Genomic DNA, 17448 nt, shown 5'->3' with positions numbered 1-17448 from the left:
CACGCTATTTTGAACGGGCATTTGAGTTTCGGATGCACCTGGCGGCCATTTCTCTGACGGATTTCGACATGGACGGACCCAACCCAGACATCAAGCACCCGATCCCGATGCATACCCGCGTCGGCTTCCTCAAGGGACTGGTGAACGCGCCGAACATCGAGATCGGCGACTTCACCTATTATGACGACCCCGACGGGCCGGACAAATTCGCCGAGAAATGCATCCTGCATCACTATCCGTTCATAGGCGACAAGCTGATCATCGGCAGGTTCTGCGCCATCGCCGAGGGCGCGCGCTTCATCATGAACGGCGCCAACCACGCCATGTCCGGCTTTTCGACCTATCCGTTCAATATTTTCGGCCATGGCTGGGAAAAGGGTTTTGATCCGGCGACCTGGTCGAAGGAGGTGCGCGGCGACACCATCGTCGGCAACGACGTCTGGATCGGCATGGAGGCGGTGATCCTGCCCGGGGTGGAAATCGGCCACGGCGCCATCGTCGCTGCGAAATCGGTGGTGACGCACGACGTGCCGCCCTATGCGATCGTCGCCGGCAACGCGGCCAAGGTGGTAAAGATGCGTTTCGACGACCGGACAATCAGGCGGCTGCTGGCGGTGGCGTGGTGGGACTGGCCGGTAGACAAGGTCAGCCGCAACCTCGATGCTATCCGGGGTGCCAATATTTCTCTTCTGGAGGCAGCAGCTTGAACGCTCTGAACAGCAGCATAATCGGCACCGAACTGTTTACGCGAGGGTGGATCTTCATCCGCGGCGTGCCGGCGATGAAGTTCCTGCCACCGGAAGGGCCGCCGGAAATCGCCTTTGCCGGCCGCTCGAATGTCGGCAAGTCGTCGCTGATCAATGCGCTGGTCAACCAGAAGGGGCTGGCGCGCACTTCCAACACGCCGGGGCGCACGCAGGAGCTCAACTATTTCGTGCCGGATGGATTTTCGGGCGAGGGCGCCGACCTGCCGCCCTTGGCGCTGGTCGACATGCCCGGCTACGGCTACGCCACCGCGCCGAAGGAGAAGGTCGACGAGTGGACCAAGCTGGTCTTCGATTACCTCAAGGGCCGGGTCACGCTGAAACGCGTCTATGTGCTGATCGACGCCCGTCATGGCATCAAGGCCAAGGACGACGAAGTGCTGTCGCTGCTCGACAAGGCGGCGGTGTCCTACCAGATCGTGCTGACCAAGACCGACAAGATCAAGACTGCCGGCGTGCCGAGGCTGATCGAGGAGACGCTGGCAAAGATCAAGAAGCGGCCGGCGGCGTTCCCGTTCGTGCTGGCCACCTCTTCTGAAAAGGCCGAGGGCCTTCAGGAATTGCAGGCAGCCATCGTGCTTGCCGCCAATGGCGGCTAAAGCATCCGCACCTTAGAGCAATTCTAGGAAAAGTGTGAAGCGGTTTTCCGTCCAGAATTGCGTCTAAACAAAGAGTTAGAGCATGGTCGGGCTAGGGCTTGGCCTCGATAGCAATCGTCTGATGGCCTTCTTCCGCCACAAGTCTTTCGGTGCCGTAGGCCTTCAGGAACATGCTGACGCCTGACCTGACGATGTGGTCGATCTCGTCCTGGGTCGGGGCCTTGGTGCGGTAGGCGAAGATGCACTGGCGGAACAGACCGGCCAGGCACAGTTCGGTGAACTGATAGGCGGCAAGATCGACATCGTCGATGCGCAGCAGGTCGCGCTCGATGGCGGCATTGAGAAAGGCCGCGACCTTGTCGTGGCCACGCTTGGGACCGCGCTCGTAAAAACGCGCGCCCATGTCGGGGATCCGGTCTGATGCCCCGATCACCGTGCGCTGCGCTTGGACGACCTTGGCCGACGTGATCTTGAGAGCCAGCACCTTGCCGAACTTCACCAGCGTCTCGCGCAGGTTGTCGGCATTGTCCAGCACGTCATACATGTTCTTGAAGATGGTGCCGCGCTCTTCCTCGATCAGCGCCTCGAACAGCTCTTCCTTGTTGGCGAAGTAGACGTAGATCGTACCCTTGGAGACGCCGGCCTCGCGGGTGATGTCGTTCATCGAGGCGGCTTCGAAGCCCTTGTCGATGAAGACACGACGGGCGCCGTCGATGATCTGGCTGCGCTTGGCCGGATCCTGCCCCGCGGCCGGGCGGCCACGGCGCAAGCTTTCCAACAGGTCGTCACACGACTCGTTTTCGACATTGGGCGGGGTCTCGGTCATGAAAGTCACACCTCGAAAATAATTCGAACCAAGCGGTTCGATTGCCCTTGATATGGTCCTCTTTACGCGCTATGTCAACGGCCGGATCGAACCGAACGGTTCAGTATTATATTATAACTTTAGAGAGATGTCATGTCCTCGAACGCGCCGACCACTGCCGAAGTCCGTCCCTTCCCCAACGCCAAGGTTGCGCCAGCGACGGAAGCACCGGAAGTGCCTGTCCAGCCCGTCTCGTCGCCGCCGGCAGAGGCTCCGGCCAGGAAGAAGCGTTCGGTGCGTTCCTTCCTGCTGCCGGTCATCGGTATTGCCTTGCTGGGCGCCGGCGCCTGGTATGGGTACGACTACTGGACAACGGGCCGCTTCATGATCTCGACGGACGATGCCTATGTCCAGGCGGACATGGCGTTCATCTCGCCCAAGATTTCCGGCTATGTCGATCAGGTCAAGGTCAGCGAGAACCAGCTGGTCAAGGCCGGCGATCCGCTGCTCGTCGTCGATGACGGCGATTACAAGATTGCCGTCGCCCAGGCCGAGGCGCAGATCGCCACCTTGAGCAAGACGCTCGACCGTATCGACGCCCAGACCGACGCGGCCCGCGCCTCGCTGCAGCAGGCCCAGGCGCAGAAGGTCGCCGACCAGGCAGCGGCCGACAATGCAGCCAAGGTCGCCGCGCGCGCCTCGCAGCTGCTCAAGACCCATGTCGGCACGCAGGCGCAGCTGGACGACGCCCAGACCGCGGTCCAGCAGGCCGATGCCGCCCTTGTCGGGGCCGACGCACAGATCGCCGCCGCGCAAGCCAATATCGGCGTGCTGCAGGCGCAGCGCGCGGAATCGGCGAGCACGCTGGCGTCCCTGCAGCTCAGCCATGACAAGGCGCTGCGCGATCTTTCCTTCACCGTGCTCAAGGCGCCATATGACGGCATCGTCGGCAACCGCTCGGTCGAGCAGGGCGACCTTGTCAGCCCCGGCCAGAAGCTCGCCGTCATCGTGCCGATGGACAAGCTCTACATCGTCGCCAACTTCAAGGAGACACAACTTGCCCGGCTTGTTCCCGGCGAGAAGGTCAGGATCTCGGTCGATGCGACCGACGGCCAGGACTTCGAGGGAACCGTTTCGTCGCTGGCGCCGGCTTCGGGTGCCGTGTTCTCGCTGCTGCCGCCCGAAAACGCCACCGGCAACTTCACCAAGGTCGTGCAGCGCGTTCCGGTCCGCATCGATGTGCCGGCCGATGCGCTGAAGAGCGGTAAGCTGCGCGCCGGCCTGAGCGTCGTCGTCGCCGTCGACAGCCGCACCGCCCCATCCGGGTCGGCGTCAGTGGCAGCGTCGAATTGAGCGGCGGCCGGGGAGCAATGCCATGGCAACCGCAACCCTGACAGCAGGAGCGCCGCCGGCGAGGCCGGCTGTGCCTGACACCATTTCGACGCGGCGCGTCATCGCCTTCCTGGCGATGGTGTTCGGCATGTTCATGGCCATCCTCGACATCCAGATCGTCTCCGCCTCGCTGTCGGAGATCCAGGCCGGCCTCAGCGCCAGCTCCGACGAAATTCCGTGGGTGCAGACCGCCTACCTGATCGCCGAAGTGGTGATGATCCCGCTGTCCGGCTTTCTCAGCCGGATGCTGTCGACGCGCGTGCTGTTCACCATCTCGGCGGCGGGCTTCACCGCGGCCAGTGCGCTGGCGGCGACCGCCACCAACATCGACCAGATGATCGTCTACCGCGCCGTCCAGGGCTTCATCGGCGGCGGCATGATACCGAGCGTCTTTGCCGCTGCCTTCACCATCTTCCCGCCCTCGCGCCGCGCCGTCGTCTCGCCGATGATCGGCCTCGTGGCGACGCTGGCGCCGACCATCGGCCCGACCGTCGGTGGCTATATCAGCCATGCCATGTCCTGGCATTGGCTGTTCCTGGTCAACGTCGTGCCCGGCATCCTGGTGACAACGGCGGCCTGGACGCTGATCGACTTCGACAAGCCCAACCTCAAGCTGTTCAGCAAGTTCGACTGGTGGGGCCTCGCCGGCATGGCGGCCTTCCTGGGCTGCATGGAATATGTGCTCGAGGAAGGCCCCAACAATGATTGGCTGCAGGACCAGGGCGTCTTCATCTGCGCCGTCGTCATGACCGTCGGCGCGGTGCTGTTCTTCTGGCGCGTGTTCACCGCCGAGGAGCCGATCGTCGACCTGAAGGCCTTCACCAACATCAACTTCGCCTTCGGCTCGCTGTTCTCGTTCGTCATCGGCATCGGTCTCTACGGCCTGACCTATCTCTACCCGGTGTTCCTCGGGCGCATCCGCGGCTACGATTCGATGATGATCGGCGAGGCTCTGTTCGTCAGCGGCCTGGCGATGTTCTTCACCGCGCCGATCTCGGGCATCCTGTCGAACAAGATGGACCCGCGCCTGATGATGATGATCGGCTTCTTCGGCTTCGCCACCGGCACCTGGTGGATGACGCATCTGACCGCCGACTGGGATTTCTATGAGCTGCTCATCCCGCAGATCCTGCGCGGCTGTTCGATGATGCTGTGCATGGTTCCGATCAACAACATCGCGCTCGGCACCTTGCCGCCCGAGCGGCTGAAGAACGCGTCCGGCCTGTTCAATCTCACCCGCAACCTTGGCGGTGCCGTCGGCCTTGCGCTGATCAATACCGTGCTGATCGACCGCAACGCCTTCCACTACGCAAGGCTCTCCGAGCATGTGCAATGGGGCAGTGAAGCCGCGCAGACCAAGCTGCAGAACATGACCCGCAATTTCGAGCAGACCCCCGGCCTCGACGCGACAAGCGCTGCGATCTCCAAGTTGTCTGGCATGGTCCAGCAGCAGGCGGCGCTGCTGTCCTTCATGGACGTGTTCTTCATGCTGACGGTGCTGTTTGCGACGCTTGGCCTGTTCACCATGCTGATCCGCAAGCCGGCCGCACCGGGTGGCGGCGGCGGTGGGGGGCACTGATAGGGAGCAATTCCAGGAAAAGTGTAAGGCGGTTTTCCCGGGAAAAGCGCGCAGCGCTTTCCCTTGGGGATTGCGACAAGACAAAGATACGTGGGCAGCGGTTTCGGGAAGCTCCTCCAGTCCATGCCCGAAAAGCTCTGACCGCGCAAAAAACTCCGGGCCGCAAGCCCGGAGTTTTTTGCATTCCAGTCTATGGACTCAGGCCGTGGCGGGTTTGAAGGTCAGCGCGACGCCGTTGATGCAGTGGCGCAGGCCGGTCGGCGCCGGACCGTCGTCGAAGACATGGCCGAGATGGCCGCCGCAGCGGCGGCAATGTGCCTCGGTACGCGTCATGCCGAGCGACCTGTCCACGGTCGTGCCGATCGCCTTGGGGATCTCTTGCCAGAAGCTCGGCCATCCGGTGCCGGAATCGAATTTCGTCTCCGACGAATAGACCGGCAGGTCGCAGCCGGCACAGGCGAAAATGCCCTTGCGGTGTTCGTTGAGCAGCGGGCTGGTGCCGGGGTACTCCGTGCCTTCCTTGCGCAGCACGTCGAAGGCAGCCGGCGACAGGATGGCTTTCCACTCGGCGTCGGTCTTGACGACCTCGAAGCTCTCGGCCGCTTGTGCTGCCTGCGGATCGCCCATGCGCAGCATCGTTGCCGCGGCCCCGATCACGCCGATGGCGGCGGCACCGCTCAAAAGAAAGTCGCGACGGTTCATGACCAGTTCCTCCTGATGTCCTTTTTGCCAAACTACACCGCCGCGCGGAAATCAAAAGCCGGTGACGGTAGCCCCTCGAACGAACACTCCGCGCCCTCCCACATCCGAATGCAGGCGGGCGCGAAGTGCACGGGCCAATTGCGGATCACGGGAGCGGGATCGTGCAATCGACGGAGGGTCCTTGCCGTCAGTTCGCCGGCAGCAAGCCCCTTGTTACATCTTGGGCAAAAGAACCTTGTCGATGACGTGGATGACGCCATTGGACTGTTCGACATCGGCGATCGTCACATTGGCGACATTGCCGTTCTCGTCGGTGACCGTGACCTTGCCGCCGTCGGCCTTGAGCGACAATTCGCAGCCGCCGACCGTCTTGACCTTGTGGGTGCCGCCGTCAGCCTTGGCCATCGCGGCGACATCTGCTCCCATCGCCTTGGCGCCGATGACATGGCAGGTCAGGATTTTGGTGAGCTTGTCCTTGTTTTCGGGCTTGAGCAGCGTCTCGACCGTACCGGCCGGAAGGGCTGCGAAGGCTTCGTTGGTCGGCGCGAACACGGTGAACGGACCGGCGCCCTGCAGCGTCTCGACAAGGCCGGCGGCCTTCACGGCGGCGACCAGCGTGGTGTGATCCTTCGAGTTCACGGCGTTCTCGACGATGTTCTTGTTGGCATACATGGCGGCGCCGCCAACCATCGGGTTTTCGGCGTAGGCGGCGGTGGCAAGGGCCGAAACGGCGATCGTACCGGCGAGCAAAAGGGTGGCGTATCTACGCATGATGTCGAACTCCTCGGGTTTTTCTCTTCCCATTTTTGGGGACGCGAGGAGATACGGAACAAACTCGCCCGAGTTTCAGAAATATTGTGATTTTTGATTTTATCCATGGCGCAGAGGGATTTCCCGAGCCGTCGGCCGCCTGCCGACATGCTGTCTATGGGCATGTTCAGCGAAGGATAGACTTATGATAGTCTGTTGTGATTTTTCAGGTGAAGAGCCGGTCAGATGCTCTTCAGCTCGCCAGCGGCAACCACCGGTCCGGTCGGCTGTCCGGTCGGCGAACCGCCCGACGGCTCGAGGCTGACGGCAAGCACCGCGCCCTGGGCAAGTTTCTGATGGGCCGCCGGCGAGACGATAATATGCGCCGTTGCACCTGCCGGAATGACGCCCATCGAGACCGGCGGGTTCTTGCCCTCGATCATCCACAGCTCGAAGTCCTTGCCGGAAGCACGCTCACCGGAGACATGCGACAGGCCGACTTCGTGATGCGCGGCGTCGTAGACGGCAAGATATTTGACGTCGCTGCCTTCGGCGGCCAGCGAAGCGACGAGTCGCGCCTGCGGCTGCTCGACCGGTGGGTTGAGAATGGGCACGGCGATGTAAATCGCCAGTGCCGCAACCGCGGCTGCGGCAAGGCCGCGCCAGAAGGCCAGGCTGGACCACAGGCCGCCGCGCACTTCGGCGGGCCTGCTCACCGCGGCAGCGGTACCGAACAGGCGGCGGTCGACCGCGGTCTTCACCGAAACCGGCGGCTCGACTTCCCGATAGGCGGCGGCAAGCGGTGAGAGACTGACCTCCCAGTCCTCGACAAGACGGGCGAAAACCGTATCCGCATCGATGCGGCGAGAGACGATCTGGCGTTCGTCGGCATCGAGCACGCCGAGAACGTACTCGGCGGCGAGCAGGTCGTCGCCTCCACGTTCCGGTCCTGTGTCTTCTGCCAGCGTCATCTTTCCAGGCATTCTCTGAGTTTCAACAGGCTGCGGCGCAGCCATGTACGCATCGTGTTCAGCGGCACGCCATGGCGCTCCGCCAGTTCGGCATAGCTCTCGCCCTTGAGATAGGCGCCCCGGACGGCGGCTGCCCGGTCCTTCTCCAGCTCATCGAGACAATGGTGGATACGTTCGGATTCGTCGCCCGCCACCGCCATCGCTTCAGGCCCCGGCGCCGGATCGGCCACGTCGAGCGCGGCATCGATGTCGGCGGCGGGTTTGCGCCGCGCTCTGATGCGATCGATCGCATGATTGCGCGCGATTGCCACCAGCCAGGAGATCGGGCTTAGATCGGAAACAGCAAAACGGTCGGCCTTCGTCCATATCTTGACGAAGACTTCCTGCAGCGCTTCTTCCGCGTCTCCCCGGTCGTTCAATACACGAAGACAGACGCCAAAAAGTTTCGCGCTGGTCTGCCGGTAAAGCAGATCGAACGCGGCCCGATCCTTCATCGAAGTCCGAACGATCAGCTTGGTGATGTCTTGCGGCGTCATTGCAAGCAAATTAGGCGATTGCCATGTATTTGCAACGACGGAAATAACCTTGTGCACGCCTAAGCTTTTGTGTGTCGCCGGCCCGGATCCGTCGGTCGATTGCCAATGGAATTGCCACTGGCTAGCTTGCCTTCATTGATGGGGAGCGCGCATGTCGGTCGAACGGATCCTTTGGGAAGAAGATGCCACGGGCCTCGCCAATCTGGTCCGCAAGGGCGAGGTTTCGGCCGTCGAACTGACCGACGCCGCGATTGCCCGCGCCGAGGCCACCCGTCCCGACATCAATGCCACGGCCGAACCGCTCTACGATGCTGCCCGCGCCCGCGCCAAGACCGTCGACCCCTCGCTGCCGCTGGCTGGTGTTCCCTTCGCCATCAAGGATCTCGGCATCGCCATCCAGGGCGTGCCGACGCATGGCGGCAGCCGCATTCCGGCATGGCTGGCCGACGTCAATTCGGCGCTGACCGACCGCTATCTCGCTGCCGGACTTATCCCGATCGTCACCTCGACATCGCCGGAGCACGGGCTTCGATTGATGACCGAATCCAGGGCCTTTGGCATCACCCGCAATCCGTGGAACACCGGCCATACCAGCGGCGGCTCTTCGGGCGGTTCGGCAGCACTGGTCGCAGCCGGCGTCGTGCCGGTGGCGCATGCCTCCGATGGCGGCGGCTCGATCCGTGTGCCTGCCGCCTGCACCGGACTTGTCGGCCTGAAGACGTCGCGCGGCCGTATACCGCTGACGCCCCTGGTGAGCGAAAGCTGGTACGGCATGGTCGTCGACCATGCGCTCACCCGTTCGGTGCGCGATTGCGCGCTGCTGCTCGACCTGACCCACGGGCCCGATCCTCTGTCGCCCTATGCCGCGCCGCGGCCGAAAGGCACGTTCGCGGCTGCCGCCGCGCGCGATCCCGGCAAGCTCAGCCTGGCCGTGTACCGCAAATCGCCGCTTCGCCTGCCGATCTCGGACGAGACGCTCGAGGCGCTCGACACGGCGGTGGCGCTTGCCCGCGAGGGCGGCCACACGGTCGAGGAGATCGACTTGCCCTTTATCGGCCGCGATTTCTTCGCCGATTTCTGCAGAACGGTTGCCTCCGCCGTCGCTGGCACGATGCGGGCCGAAGCGCTGCGCGTCGGCCGTTCCGTTGCCGGCGACATCGAGCGGGCGACGCGCGTGCTCGCCCGCTTCGGCGAACTGGTGTCGGCCGGCGAGACCTATGCCGACCTGCAGCGGCTGCATGCCGCCTCACGGCGGCTGATCGCAGAGACCGCGCAGTATGACGCCGTGCTGATGCCGATCATTGCCCACCCGCCGCTTGCCTGCGGCGCAATGGATCCGAAAGGCGCCGACGACCTCATCGAGAACCTGCTCGACAAGCTTCACCTGACGCCCTTGCTGAAGCTGAAGCCGTTCTTCGGCCAGTTGATGGACAAGAGCCTCTGGTTCACCCATTGGCCGGCGATCCAGAATGTCAGCGGCCAGCCATCGATCGCCCTGCCGGTCCATGTCACCGACGCCGGTCTGCCGATCGGCGTCCAGGCTGCCGGCCGTCCGGGCGACGAGGAGACGCTTTTGTCGCTCGCCGCGCAGATGGAGAAGATCTCAGGTTGGCTGGGCCGCAGGGCGCCGCTGATGGTGCCGACACGATGACGAGGCCGTGAGGCGCTCGAATATGACAGCAAAGCCATTTGCGGGCGGCGCCAATTCCCGCTAAGACGCCGCCGTCCTTACCGATCTCCAGGGAACCAAGCCGATGACGGAAATAACCGCCACCGCCGAAATGCAGGCAGCCCTGTTGTCGCGGGCGCTGCCCTACATGCAGCGCTACGAGCACAAGACGGTCGTGGTGAAATATGGCGGCCATGCCATGGGCGACATCGAGCTCGGCAAGGCCTTCGCGCGCGACATCGCGCTGCTCAAGCAATCCGGCGTCAACCCGATCGTCGTCCACGGCGGCGGCCCGCAGATCGGCGCCATGCTGGCCAAGATGGGCATCGAATCCAAGTTCGAAGGCGGCCTGCGCGTCACCGACCAGAAGACGGTCGAGATCGTCGAAATGGTGCTGGCCGGTTCGATCAACAAGGAGATCGTCGCGCTGATCAACGCCGAGGGCGAATGGGCGATCGGCCTGTGCGGCAAGGACGGCAACATGGTGTTCGCCGAAAAGGCCCGCAAGACCATGATCGATCCGGACTCCAACATCGAGCGCGTGCTCGATCTCGGCTTCGTCGGCGAGCCGGTCGAGGTCGACCGTACCTTGCTCGATCTTCTGGCACGCTCCGAAATGATCCCGGTGCTGGCGCCGGTGGCGCCGGGACGCGATGGCCACACCTACAACATCAACGCCGACACCTTCGCCGGCGCCATTGCCGGCGCCTGCCAGGCGACGCGCCTGCTGTTCCTCACCGACGTGCCGGGTGTGCTCGACAAGAACAAGAAGCTGATCGACGAACTGACCGTGGCCGAGGCCAAGGCGCTGATCAAGGACGGCACGGTCTCGGGCGGCATGATCCCCAAGGTCGAGACCTGCATCGAAGCGATCGAGCGCGGCGTCGAAGGCGTCGTCATCCTCAACGGCAAGACCCCGCATGCGGTGCTGCTGGAACTGTTCACCGAACATGGCGCCGGCACGCTGATCGTGCCCTGAGGGGCTCGTCAGCCGGCTAACTTTCTCGCCTCGGAATCTTCAATATTGTCGATGGTGGGAATGGCGGGCTTTCTGGCCGGGCGTCGAACGGACATCGATTCCTCCTCGGCGTCCTGCGGCGCGCCCCAGAATTCGGCCAGCGTCGGGCCGTCTTTCACCCTGATGTCGCGGACCAGAAAGCCCCAGACCTCGCGGAACCACACGCGGCGGCCCATCTGTGTGTACCAGCGCATCGAATGGCGCTGCTCGGGATCCTTGTGGAACAGGATGCGGGCCAGCGCCTTCGGCCGTGATTGCACCGCCAGCTCGATCAGCTTGACGCTGAAGAACAGCATCCACGGCTTCAGCCGCGTCATCTGCAGCACCTGGTGCTTGTAGTCCCACAGGCGCATCCTGCTGGATCACCTTGCGATCCCGCGCGATGCGGAAGAACGGCGTCCAGCGATGCGGCGTCACATAAAGCGCCTGGATCTGGTCGGGGTCGTAGGCGATGAGTTGGCGAAAGCCGCGCCACAGGTCGCGAAACCCTTCGTCCTCGAAGCCGGACACCCAGGTCGCCATAGACAGGATGCCGCTGAGACGCAGCAGCCTTATCGCCTCGCGATCGGATGAGGTGCTGCCGCCCTTGCGGATCAATTGAAGCGTCTGCTCGTCGGTGTTTTCCATGCCGAGCAGCCAGCGGATGACACCGGCCTTGCGGTAGAGATGCAGGATGTCGGCATCGCGCACGATGTCGTCGGCACGGGTCGAACCGACGATCAGCACCGGCACGTTCTCGGCGATCAGGGTATCGAGGAAGGCCCGCCAGGCTTTCTTCGAGACCGTCGGATTCTCGTCGGCAAGATTGATGAGCTCGACGCCATGTTGGCGATGCAGCCATGCGATCTCCCTGGCGAATTTCACCGGATCGCGATGCCGCCAGCGGGTCCAGAAGCCGCGCTGGCCGCAATAGTTGCACAGATGCGGACAGCCGCGCGAAAACTGCATGACCACGGCCCGCTTGCCGCCCCAGTAGCTGTAACTGGGATGGTCGATCAGTTCCCAGCCGACGCGGTAGGCGTCGAGGTCAGCAATGGTCATGGCCGCCTGTGTGGCGAAGGGGCGGCTGAGATCGTCGCGATAGGCGATGCCGGCCACGCTCGCCGGCGGCTGGCGCATCTCCAGCCCTTCGACCAGCGCCACCACCGTCGCTTCGCCCTCGCCGCGCACGATGAAGTCGAAGGCATCGGTAGCGGCCAGGATGTCGCGCCAATGATAGGTCGGGAAAACGCCGCCATAGATGATGATGGTCGCCGGCTCGCGCTCCTTGATCATGCGCGCGATCACCAAGGCGGTCGGGTGCGCCGAGGTCGAGCCGGAATGGCCGATCAGGACGAAGTCGGGGTGGTCCTCCAGTGCGCTGCGCACGACGTCATCGAGCGGCATCGGCCCGAACTCGGCGTCGACGAGGCGCACCTGATGGCCGGCATCGATCAGCGGCCCGCCGATCGCCAGCAGGCCGAGCGGCGGCAGGTGATCGTCGGGCACGCGGCTGCCGATGGCGGTGTGCGGCGGATTGATCAGGACGATTTTCATGGCGGACCTCCTGGCAGTTGGTCCGCACAAGCTGGCCGGCGATGTGGACACGCGCTTGGCCCGTTTCAGCAGTTTGCGTGCAGCTTTTCCTCAAGGAGTGCGAAGGGCAGGCATTGTCATCGCCTGAGATGCCCGAGCGGCACATGGCCCGGGCCCTTGATGTTCTGCAGCACCAACTGCGTGTGGACGTCGCGCACGCCGTCGAGCCGCATCAGCCGGTGCATGACGAAAGCGTTGAGCTCGTCGACCGACGGCACCATGACATGCAGCAGAAAGTCATGGTCGCCGGTCATCGTCCAGCACGAGGAAACCTCGTCCATGCGCTGCACGGCGGCGATGAAGCTTTCGGGCGAGCCGTCGCTGTGGCTGACGAGGCGCACCTGGATGAACACCTCGACCATCAGCCCGACAGCGCGGCGGCTGATCACGGCGGCAAATCCCTTGATGATGCCGGCCTCCTGCAGCGCCTCGAAGCGCCGCGCGCATGGTGTCGTCGACAGGCCGATCTCTTGCGCCAGCTCGGAAACCGGCTTGCGCCCGTCGCGCTGCAGGACATCAAGCATCTTGATCTCGAAATCATCGAATCGAGGCATTTCCACTCCTTCCTGGGAATTTATGAGTGAATATTATCCCGATTTCCGAATTCGAACCATCATCAAAACCGATTCGCCTCCGCAAACCCGCTTAACCTTCAACACGTCAGCCATTTGCTTTGCGAGGAGAAAAACCATGACGACGATGAGCGTTGCCGAATATGCCCGCGACTGCGCGGCGCAAGGATTGCGCGGCGACTACTCGGTCTGCCGTGCCGATTTCACCGTGTCGCAGGGTTACGATTACAGCGATGAAGAGCAGGCGGTGTGGCGCACGCTGTGCGACCGCCAGACCAGACTGACGCGCAAGCTCGCCCACCATTCCTACCTCGACGGCGTCGAAAAACTCGGCCTGCTCGACCGTATTCCCGACTTCGACGAGGTCAGCGCCAAGCTGCGCAAACTGACCGGTTGGGAGATCGTCGCGGTGCCGGGGCTCATTCCCGCGGCTCCGTTTTTCGACCATCTCGCCGATCGCCGCTTCCCGGTCACCAACTGGCTGCGGACCAGGCAGGAGCTCGACTACATTGTCGAGCCCGACATGTTCCATGATTTCTTCGGCCATGTGCCGGCGCTGTCGCAACCGGTGTTCGCCGATTTCATGCAGATGTATGGCGAGAAGGCCGGCGACATCATCGCGCTGGGTGGCGACGAGATGATTTCCCGGCTCTACTGGTACACGGCCGAATATGGCCTGATGCAGGAGGCCGGCCAGCCGCTGAAGGCCTTTGGCGCCGGCCTTATGTCGTCGTTTACTGAGCTGCAGTTCGCGGTCGAAGGCAAGGACGCCCACCACGTGCCCTTCGACCTGGAAACGGTGATGCGCACCGGCTACGAGATCGACAAGTTCCAGCGCGCCTATTTCGTGCTGCCGTCCTTCGACGCCTTGCGCGATGCCTTCCAGACCGCCGATTTCGCGGCAATCGTCGCCCGGCGCAAGGACCAGCCGGCGCTCGACCCGGCGACGCTCTAGAGCAATTCCAGGAAAAGTGTGAAACGGTTTTCCGTCCGGAATTGCGTCAAACAAAGAGTTAGAGCGGATCGCCGTTCCGTGAAACGGTGAACTGCCCTAGGCAGCATGCTGCCCTGCAGCCGTCAGGCGGTGACCACCTTGCTGAGATGGTCGCCCAGCCGGCAGGCCAGCGCGGTGATCGTCGTCGGTTGCATTGCCCCGACGTGCAGAACACCGAGGAGCCGCCGACATAGAGATTGTCCATGCCGTGCACCTTGCAGTTGGCGTCGACCACGCTCTTGCTGATGTCGGTGCCCATGCGCGTGCCGCCCATATGGTGATGGCCCGCCGTCTCGTCGTTGGTCGGATAGTCCTGACCATTGCTGATCCAGTCGGCAATGCGCACGCGGCCGAGATTCTTCTCGATCAGCGTTGCGCCGAACAGTCTGAGCCCTTCGAGAAGGGTGCGATGTTCCAGTTCGGATTTCTTCCAGTGCAGTTCGATGCGCGGCACGCCGGCATGGTCGACATCGGTCTTCGACAACTCGATCTGGTTGGAGGCCAGCGGCGCCTGTTCCCAGGCGACGTAGAGCTGGGCCGCGCAGCGCAGTCGCTGACTGAGCTGGTAGGACATCCATTCCGCCATGCTGGGCGCCGTGCAGGCGAGGTCGGCGATAAGGCTCTTGACCCCGGGATACGGCGTCTCGATCAGCCGGATGCCGAAATTCATGATCTGCAGCCGCTCCATGGCGGCGAGTGTCGGCGAGAAGAAGGCCTCGTTGACGGCGTCGACCTCGAACGCGTTATAGTCGGCCAGGATGGCGTTGCCGCCCTCGAAGGTCGGATGCTCCATCCAGTAGCGGCCAAGCGCAGTTGCATTCGGCACGACGCCGCCGTTCGAGCGCTGGTTGGACCACAGAAGCAGCCGCGAATTCTCCAGCCCACCGGTGCAGACGATGAAATAGTCAGCGCTGAACGAGCCCGCATCCTGTCCGTGCGACCACAGCCTGGCGCCAGTCACGCGTCTGCCGTCGCCGGCAAGTTCGGTGGCACAAGTGTTGAGCACCACCGCGATGTTCGTGGCCTTGTCGAGTTCATCGCCGAACTTCTCGGCGAAGCGCACGGCCGGGCTCTTGATCAGCTGCACCCAGCGAATGTCGTCCGAGATCGGCATATCGGGCCGGAGGGCCGGAAGGTCGAGAATATCGCGCACTTCCGGCAGATAGGGTTCGATGTCGGTGCGGGCGATCGGCCAGCCCGTATCGGGTACCCAGGCCTTCGGCTCGAAATCCTGCTTGTCGAGCACGCGGCACCAGCCTGCCCAGTGGTTGGAACTGCCCCCCATGAACCGCAGCCGGGTGATGTCGAGATCGAAATAGAAATCCCCGACCGTGCTGCCCCGGTAAAAGTCCTGCGAGTCGTCGCTGAATTCGCGCGGACCGGCCTCCATCACCACCACCGGAATGCCGGCCGCGCCAAGCTTGCGGGCAATGGTCATGCCGGCCGGACCGGAGCCGAGGATGCAGACCTTCGGGGTGAAGTTCGCAGCGCGATACGCCTCGTAGCTGTCGAAGATCATGCCAGGTCGCTCCGCTTCAGGATCCAGCCACCGACCTCGACGATCTCGTTCGGGTCGGGCTTTGGACCGGCGGCATCGGCATCAGGCAGCTTGCGGAACAAAGACAGGGCAGGCAATGCGATCAACGCCTGCACGAGCGCGCGGCGTGACATTTTCTTGATGATGAAACTCATGGCTGGTCTCTCGGCTGGGCTTCGTCACTGCATGGCGTTCCCAGAACGGCAATTCCCGGAACGACACATGCATCACCGTGGAAGCCAGTATCGTGCCAAGTCTGGCCGCAAAGCAGTGAAAACCCGGCTAAGCGGTACAACCGAGTGCAAACAAGGTTAGAGTTTTCTTAACAGGCCGGTTGCGGCAGATCGGATCACGCCGCCTCGGAAATGCCGGTGTCGATGATCGTCAGGTTACGGCCCTGGTGCTTGGCCTGGTAGAGGCGTCGGTCGGCGGCGCGCATCAACTCCGACACGCTGGCTTCCTCGCCGCAGACAGTACCGCCGATGCTGACCGTGAGCGGAATGGTCCGCTCGTCGACGGGCCGGAAGCGGATCAGCTCGACTTCGCGGCGAATGCGCTCGGCGACGCGCTTGGCCTCCTGCTCGGTGGCGCCAACCAGAAAGGCGCCAAATTCCTCGCCGCCGATGCGGCCGAGCACATCGCCGCTGCGCACGCCGCGCTGAATCGCGCTGGCGATCAAAAGCAGCGCGTCATCGCCGGTCAGGTGGCCGAAATTGTCGTTGATGGTCTTGAAGTGGTCGGCATCGATGATCAGCAGCGCGCCGCGATCGGACTTGCGGCGCGAACCGTCGAGCGCCGCAAAGAAGCTTTCCCGGTTGAGCATGCCGGTCATGTCGTCGCGGCTCGCCTTTTCCGCCAGGCGGCGATGCGCGGCGGCGAGTTGGGCATGGGCTCGGGCGAGATCGCGATGCGCGTTTTTCAGCCTGTCGCTTTGCCAGAAAGTGCTTGCGCTGGCGGCCCACGCCAGCACCAGCGGACAGAGCGTGGAGGTCAGCCAGATCGTCCGGTTGACCGGAAATCCCATGGCCGGAACGATGATCAGGGTCAGCAGGAGAGAGGCCGCGACTGAGGCGAAAGCAACGGCGGCGGATCTCAGAATTATGCTGTTCATCGCTTGCTCCCACAAGACTGCCTCTCTGCCAGCAAGCCCTGAAGGCCACCTTTCCCAGATGCCTAAAATTTGAATCGTGAGACGATTTACGCAACCTCAACGAGCAGAAGTTGTGGATAAAGTCGCTTTCGGAATGCGCGTTTCATGCCATAAGGAGCCCATGACCACGCTCCCTGACCCCGCCCGCTTCGCCCATGTCACCGACTGGGTCTTCGATCTCGACAACACGCTCTATCCGCACCATTCGAATCTGTTCTCGCAGATCGACGTCAAGATGACCGCCTATGTCGGCGAACTGTTGGCATTGCCGCGCGACGATGCGCGCAAGTTGCAGAAGGAGCTCTACCGCGAATATGGCACGACGCTGAACGGCCTGATGACACGCCACGGCATCGACCCCGACGATTTCCTCGAGAAGGTCCACGACATCGACTATTCATGGCTGGTGCCCGATCCCGTTCTCGGCACCGCCATCCGCCAGCTTCCCGGCCGCAAGTTCATCTTCACCAACGGCGACCGCAGGCACGCCGAGCGCACCGCGCGCCAGCTCGGCATCCTCGACCATTTCGACGACATCTTCGACATCGTCGCTGCGGGGCTCAATCCCAAGCCGGCGCGCCAGACCTACGAGAAGTTCGCCGAACTCCACGCCGTCACCGGCCACAATGCGGTGATGTTCGAGGATCTTGCCCGTAACCTTTCGGTGCCGAAGTCGCTCGGCATGACCACGGTGCTCATCGTGCCGCGCAATTTCGAGCCGACCTTTTCCGAAATCTGGGAGCGCGACCCGGCCAATGAGGATGATGTCGATTTCGTCACCGACGATCTGGCGGGGTTTCTGACGGCGATTGTGGAGAGGGGCGAGGGGAAATGA

At 63.2% G+C, this 17448-nt stretch carries 16 protein-coding genes and 2 pseudogenes; 8 read left to right on the top strand and 10 right to left on the bottom strand.

What is annotated here, in order from left to right; all coding sequences use genetic code 11:
- The first annotated feature begins 68 nt into the window (after positions 1-68).
- Together EN955_RS06950 and yihA are read left to right on the top strand one after the other, a co-directional pair.
- A complete protein-coding gene (locus tag EN955_RS06950) occupies positions 69-707 on the top strand; it encodes a CatB-related O-acetyltransferase (RefSeq protein ID WP_024502095.1) in 639 nt (212 codons plus the stop codon).
- Entirely contained in the window at positions 704-1363 is a 660-nt protein-coding gene (yihA, locus tag EN955_RS06945; RefSeq protein ID WP_024502094.1) for a ribosome biogenesis GTP-binding protein YihA/YsxC, read from the top strand. Before EN955_RS06950 ends, yihA begins: the two co-directional genes overlap by 4 nt.
- A gap of 91 nt (positions 1364-1454) precedes the next feature.
- On the opposite strand, the gene EN955_RS06940 is transcribed toward yihA, so the two are convergent.
- On the bottom strand, positions 1455-2189 hold the full coding sequence (locus EN955_RS06940; RefSeq protein ID WP_024502093.1) for a TetR/AcrR family transcriptional regulator: 735 nt from the start codon (positions 2187-2189) through the stop codon (positions 1455-1457).
- Between the two features lie 132 nt (positions 2190-2321).
- On the opposite strand from EN955_RS06940, the gene EN955_RS06935 reads away from it, so the two are divergent.
- Together EN955_RS06935 and EN955_RS06930 are read left to right on the top strand one after the other, a co-directional pair.
- Positions 2322-3521, top strand: a complete 1200-nt coding sequence (locus tag EN955_RS06935) for an HlyD family secretion protein (RefSeq protein WP_024502092.1) — start codon at positions 2322-2324, stop codon at positions 3519-3521.
- A 22-nt stretch (positions 3522-3543) separates the two neighbouring features.
- Positions 3544-5139 carry a DHA2 family efflux MFS transporter permease subunit gene (locus EN955_RS06930; RefSeq protein WP_024502091.1) on the top strand — a complete coding sequence of 532 codons (1596 nt, stop codon included), beginning with the start codon at positions 3544-3546 and terminating at the stop codon, positions 5137-5139.
- 198 nt (positions 5140-5337) lie between these two features.
- Here the strand turns inward: EN955_RS06930 and msrB are convergent, their stop codons facing one another.
- The 4 genes from msrB to EN955_RS06910 form a co-directional block, all read right to left on the bottom strand.
- Positions 5338-5841 carry a peptide-methionine (R)-S-oxide reductase MsrB gene (msrB, locus tag EN955_RS06925; protein WP_013528493.1) on the bottom strand — a complete coding sequence of 168 codons (504 nt, stop codon included), beginning with the start codon at positions 5839-5841 and terminating at the stop codon, positions 5338-5340.
- 213 nt (positions 5842-6054) lie between these two features.
- Positions 6055-6612, bottom strand: coding sequence for a fasciclin domain-containing protein (locus tag EN955_RS06920; RefSeq protein WP_013528492.1), 558 nt, complete (start codon positions 6610-6612; stop codon positions 6055-6057).
- A 221-nt stretch (positions 6613-6833) separates the two neighbouring features.
- Positions 6834-7562, bottom strand: a complete 729-nt coding sequence (locus tag EN955_RS06915; protein WP_024502090.1) for an anti-sigma factor — start codon at positions 7560-7562, stop codon at positions 6834-6836.
- Entirely contained in the window at positions 7559-8098 is a 540-nt protein-coding gene (locus tag EN955_RS06910; RefSeq protein ID WP_013528490.1) for a sigma-70 family RNA polymerase sigma factor, read from the bottom strand. The genes EN955_RS06915 and EN955_RS06910 overlap by 4 nt, the downstream gene beginning before the upstream one ends.
- A 151-nt stretch (positions 8099-8249) precedes the next feature.
- On the opposite strand from EN955_RS06910, the gene EN955_RS06905 reads away from it, so the two are divergent.
- Positions 8250-9749: an amidase gene (locus EN955_RS06905; RefSeq protein WP_024502089.1), complete on the top strand. Its 1500-nt coding sequence runs from the start codon at positions 8250-8252 to the stop codon at positions 9747-9749.
- 103 nt (positions 9750-9852) lie between these two features.
- Positions 9853-10746, top strand: a complete 894-nt coding sequence (gene argB / locus EN955_RS06900) for an acetylglutamate kinase (RefSeq protein WP_013528489.1) — start codon at positions 9853-9855, stop codon at positions 10744-10746.
- 8 nt (positions 10747-10754) lie between these two features.
- Here the strand turns inward: argB and bchE are convergent.
- Together bchE and EN955_RS06890 are read right to left on the bottom strand one after the other, a co-directional pair.
- Positions 10755-12321 (bottom strand): annotated as a pseudogene (gene bchE / locus EN955_RS06895) (magnesium-protoporphyrin IX monomethyl ester anaerobic oxidative cyclase).
- 116 nt (positions 12322-12437) lie between these two features.
- Positions 12438-12914, bottom strand: coding sequence for an Lrp/AsnC family transcriptional regulator (locus EN955_RS06890; protein ID WP_024502088.1), 477 nt, complete (start codon positions 12912-12914; stop codon positions 12438-12440).
- 136 nt (positions 12915-13050) lie between these two features.
- On the opposite strand from EN955_RS06890, the gene phhA reads away from it, so the two are divergent.
- Positions 13051-13887, top strand: a complete 837-nt coding sequence (gene phhA, locus EN955_RS06885) for a phenylalanine 4-monooxygenase (RefSeq protein WP_013528486.1) — start codon at positions 13051-13053, stop codon at positions 13885-13887.
- A 122-nt stretch (positions 13888-14009) separates the two neighbouring features.
- Here phhA and EN955_RS06880 read toward each other — a convergent pair.
- From EN955_RS06880 to EN955_RS06870, 3 genes and pseudogenes are all read right to left on the bottom strand, one after another.
- Positions 14010-15445 (bottom strand): annotated as a pseudogene (locus EN955_RS06880) (GMC family oxidoreductase).
- Positions 15442-15618: a hypothetical protein gene (locus EN955_RS06875; RefSeq protein WP_013528484.1), complete on the bottom strand. Its 177-nt coding sequence runs from the start codon at positions 15616-15618 to the stop codon at positions 15442-15444. The pseudogene EN955_RS06880 and the gene EN955_RS06875 overlap by 4 nt, the downstream one beginning before the upstream one ends.
- A gap of 194 nt (positions 15619-15812) precedes the next feature.
- On the bottom strand, positions 15813-16574 hold the full coding sequence (locus EN955_RS06870) for a GGDEF domain-containing protein (protein ID WP_013528483.1): 762 nt from the start codon (positions 16572-16574) through the stop codon (positions 15813-15815).
- Between the two features lie 160 nt (positions 16575-16734).
- Here EN955_RS06870 and EN955_RS06865 point away from each other — a divergent pair, with 160 nt between their 5' ends.
- On the top strand, positions 16735-17448 hold the full coding sequence (locus EN955_RS06865) for a pyrimidine 5'-nucleotidase (protein ID WP_013528482.1): 714 nt from the start codon (positions 16735-16737) through the stop codon (positions 17446-17448).

The sequence above is a fragment of the Mesorhizobium sp. M7A.F.Ca.CA.001.04.2.1 genome (genome assembly GCF_003998485.1).
GTDB classification, from domain to species: domain Bacteria; phylum Pseudomonadota; class Alphaproteobacteria; order Rhizobiales; family Rhizobiaceae; genus Mesorhizobium; species Mesorhizobium ciceri.
The sequence above is the reverse complement of the archived record's forward strand: the minus strand, read 5'-3'. Positions and strand labels throughout refer to the sequence as shown.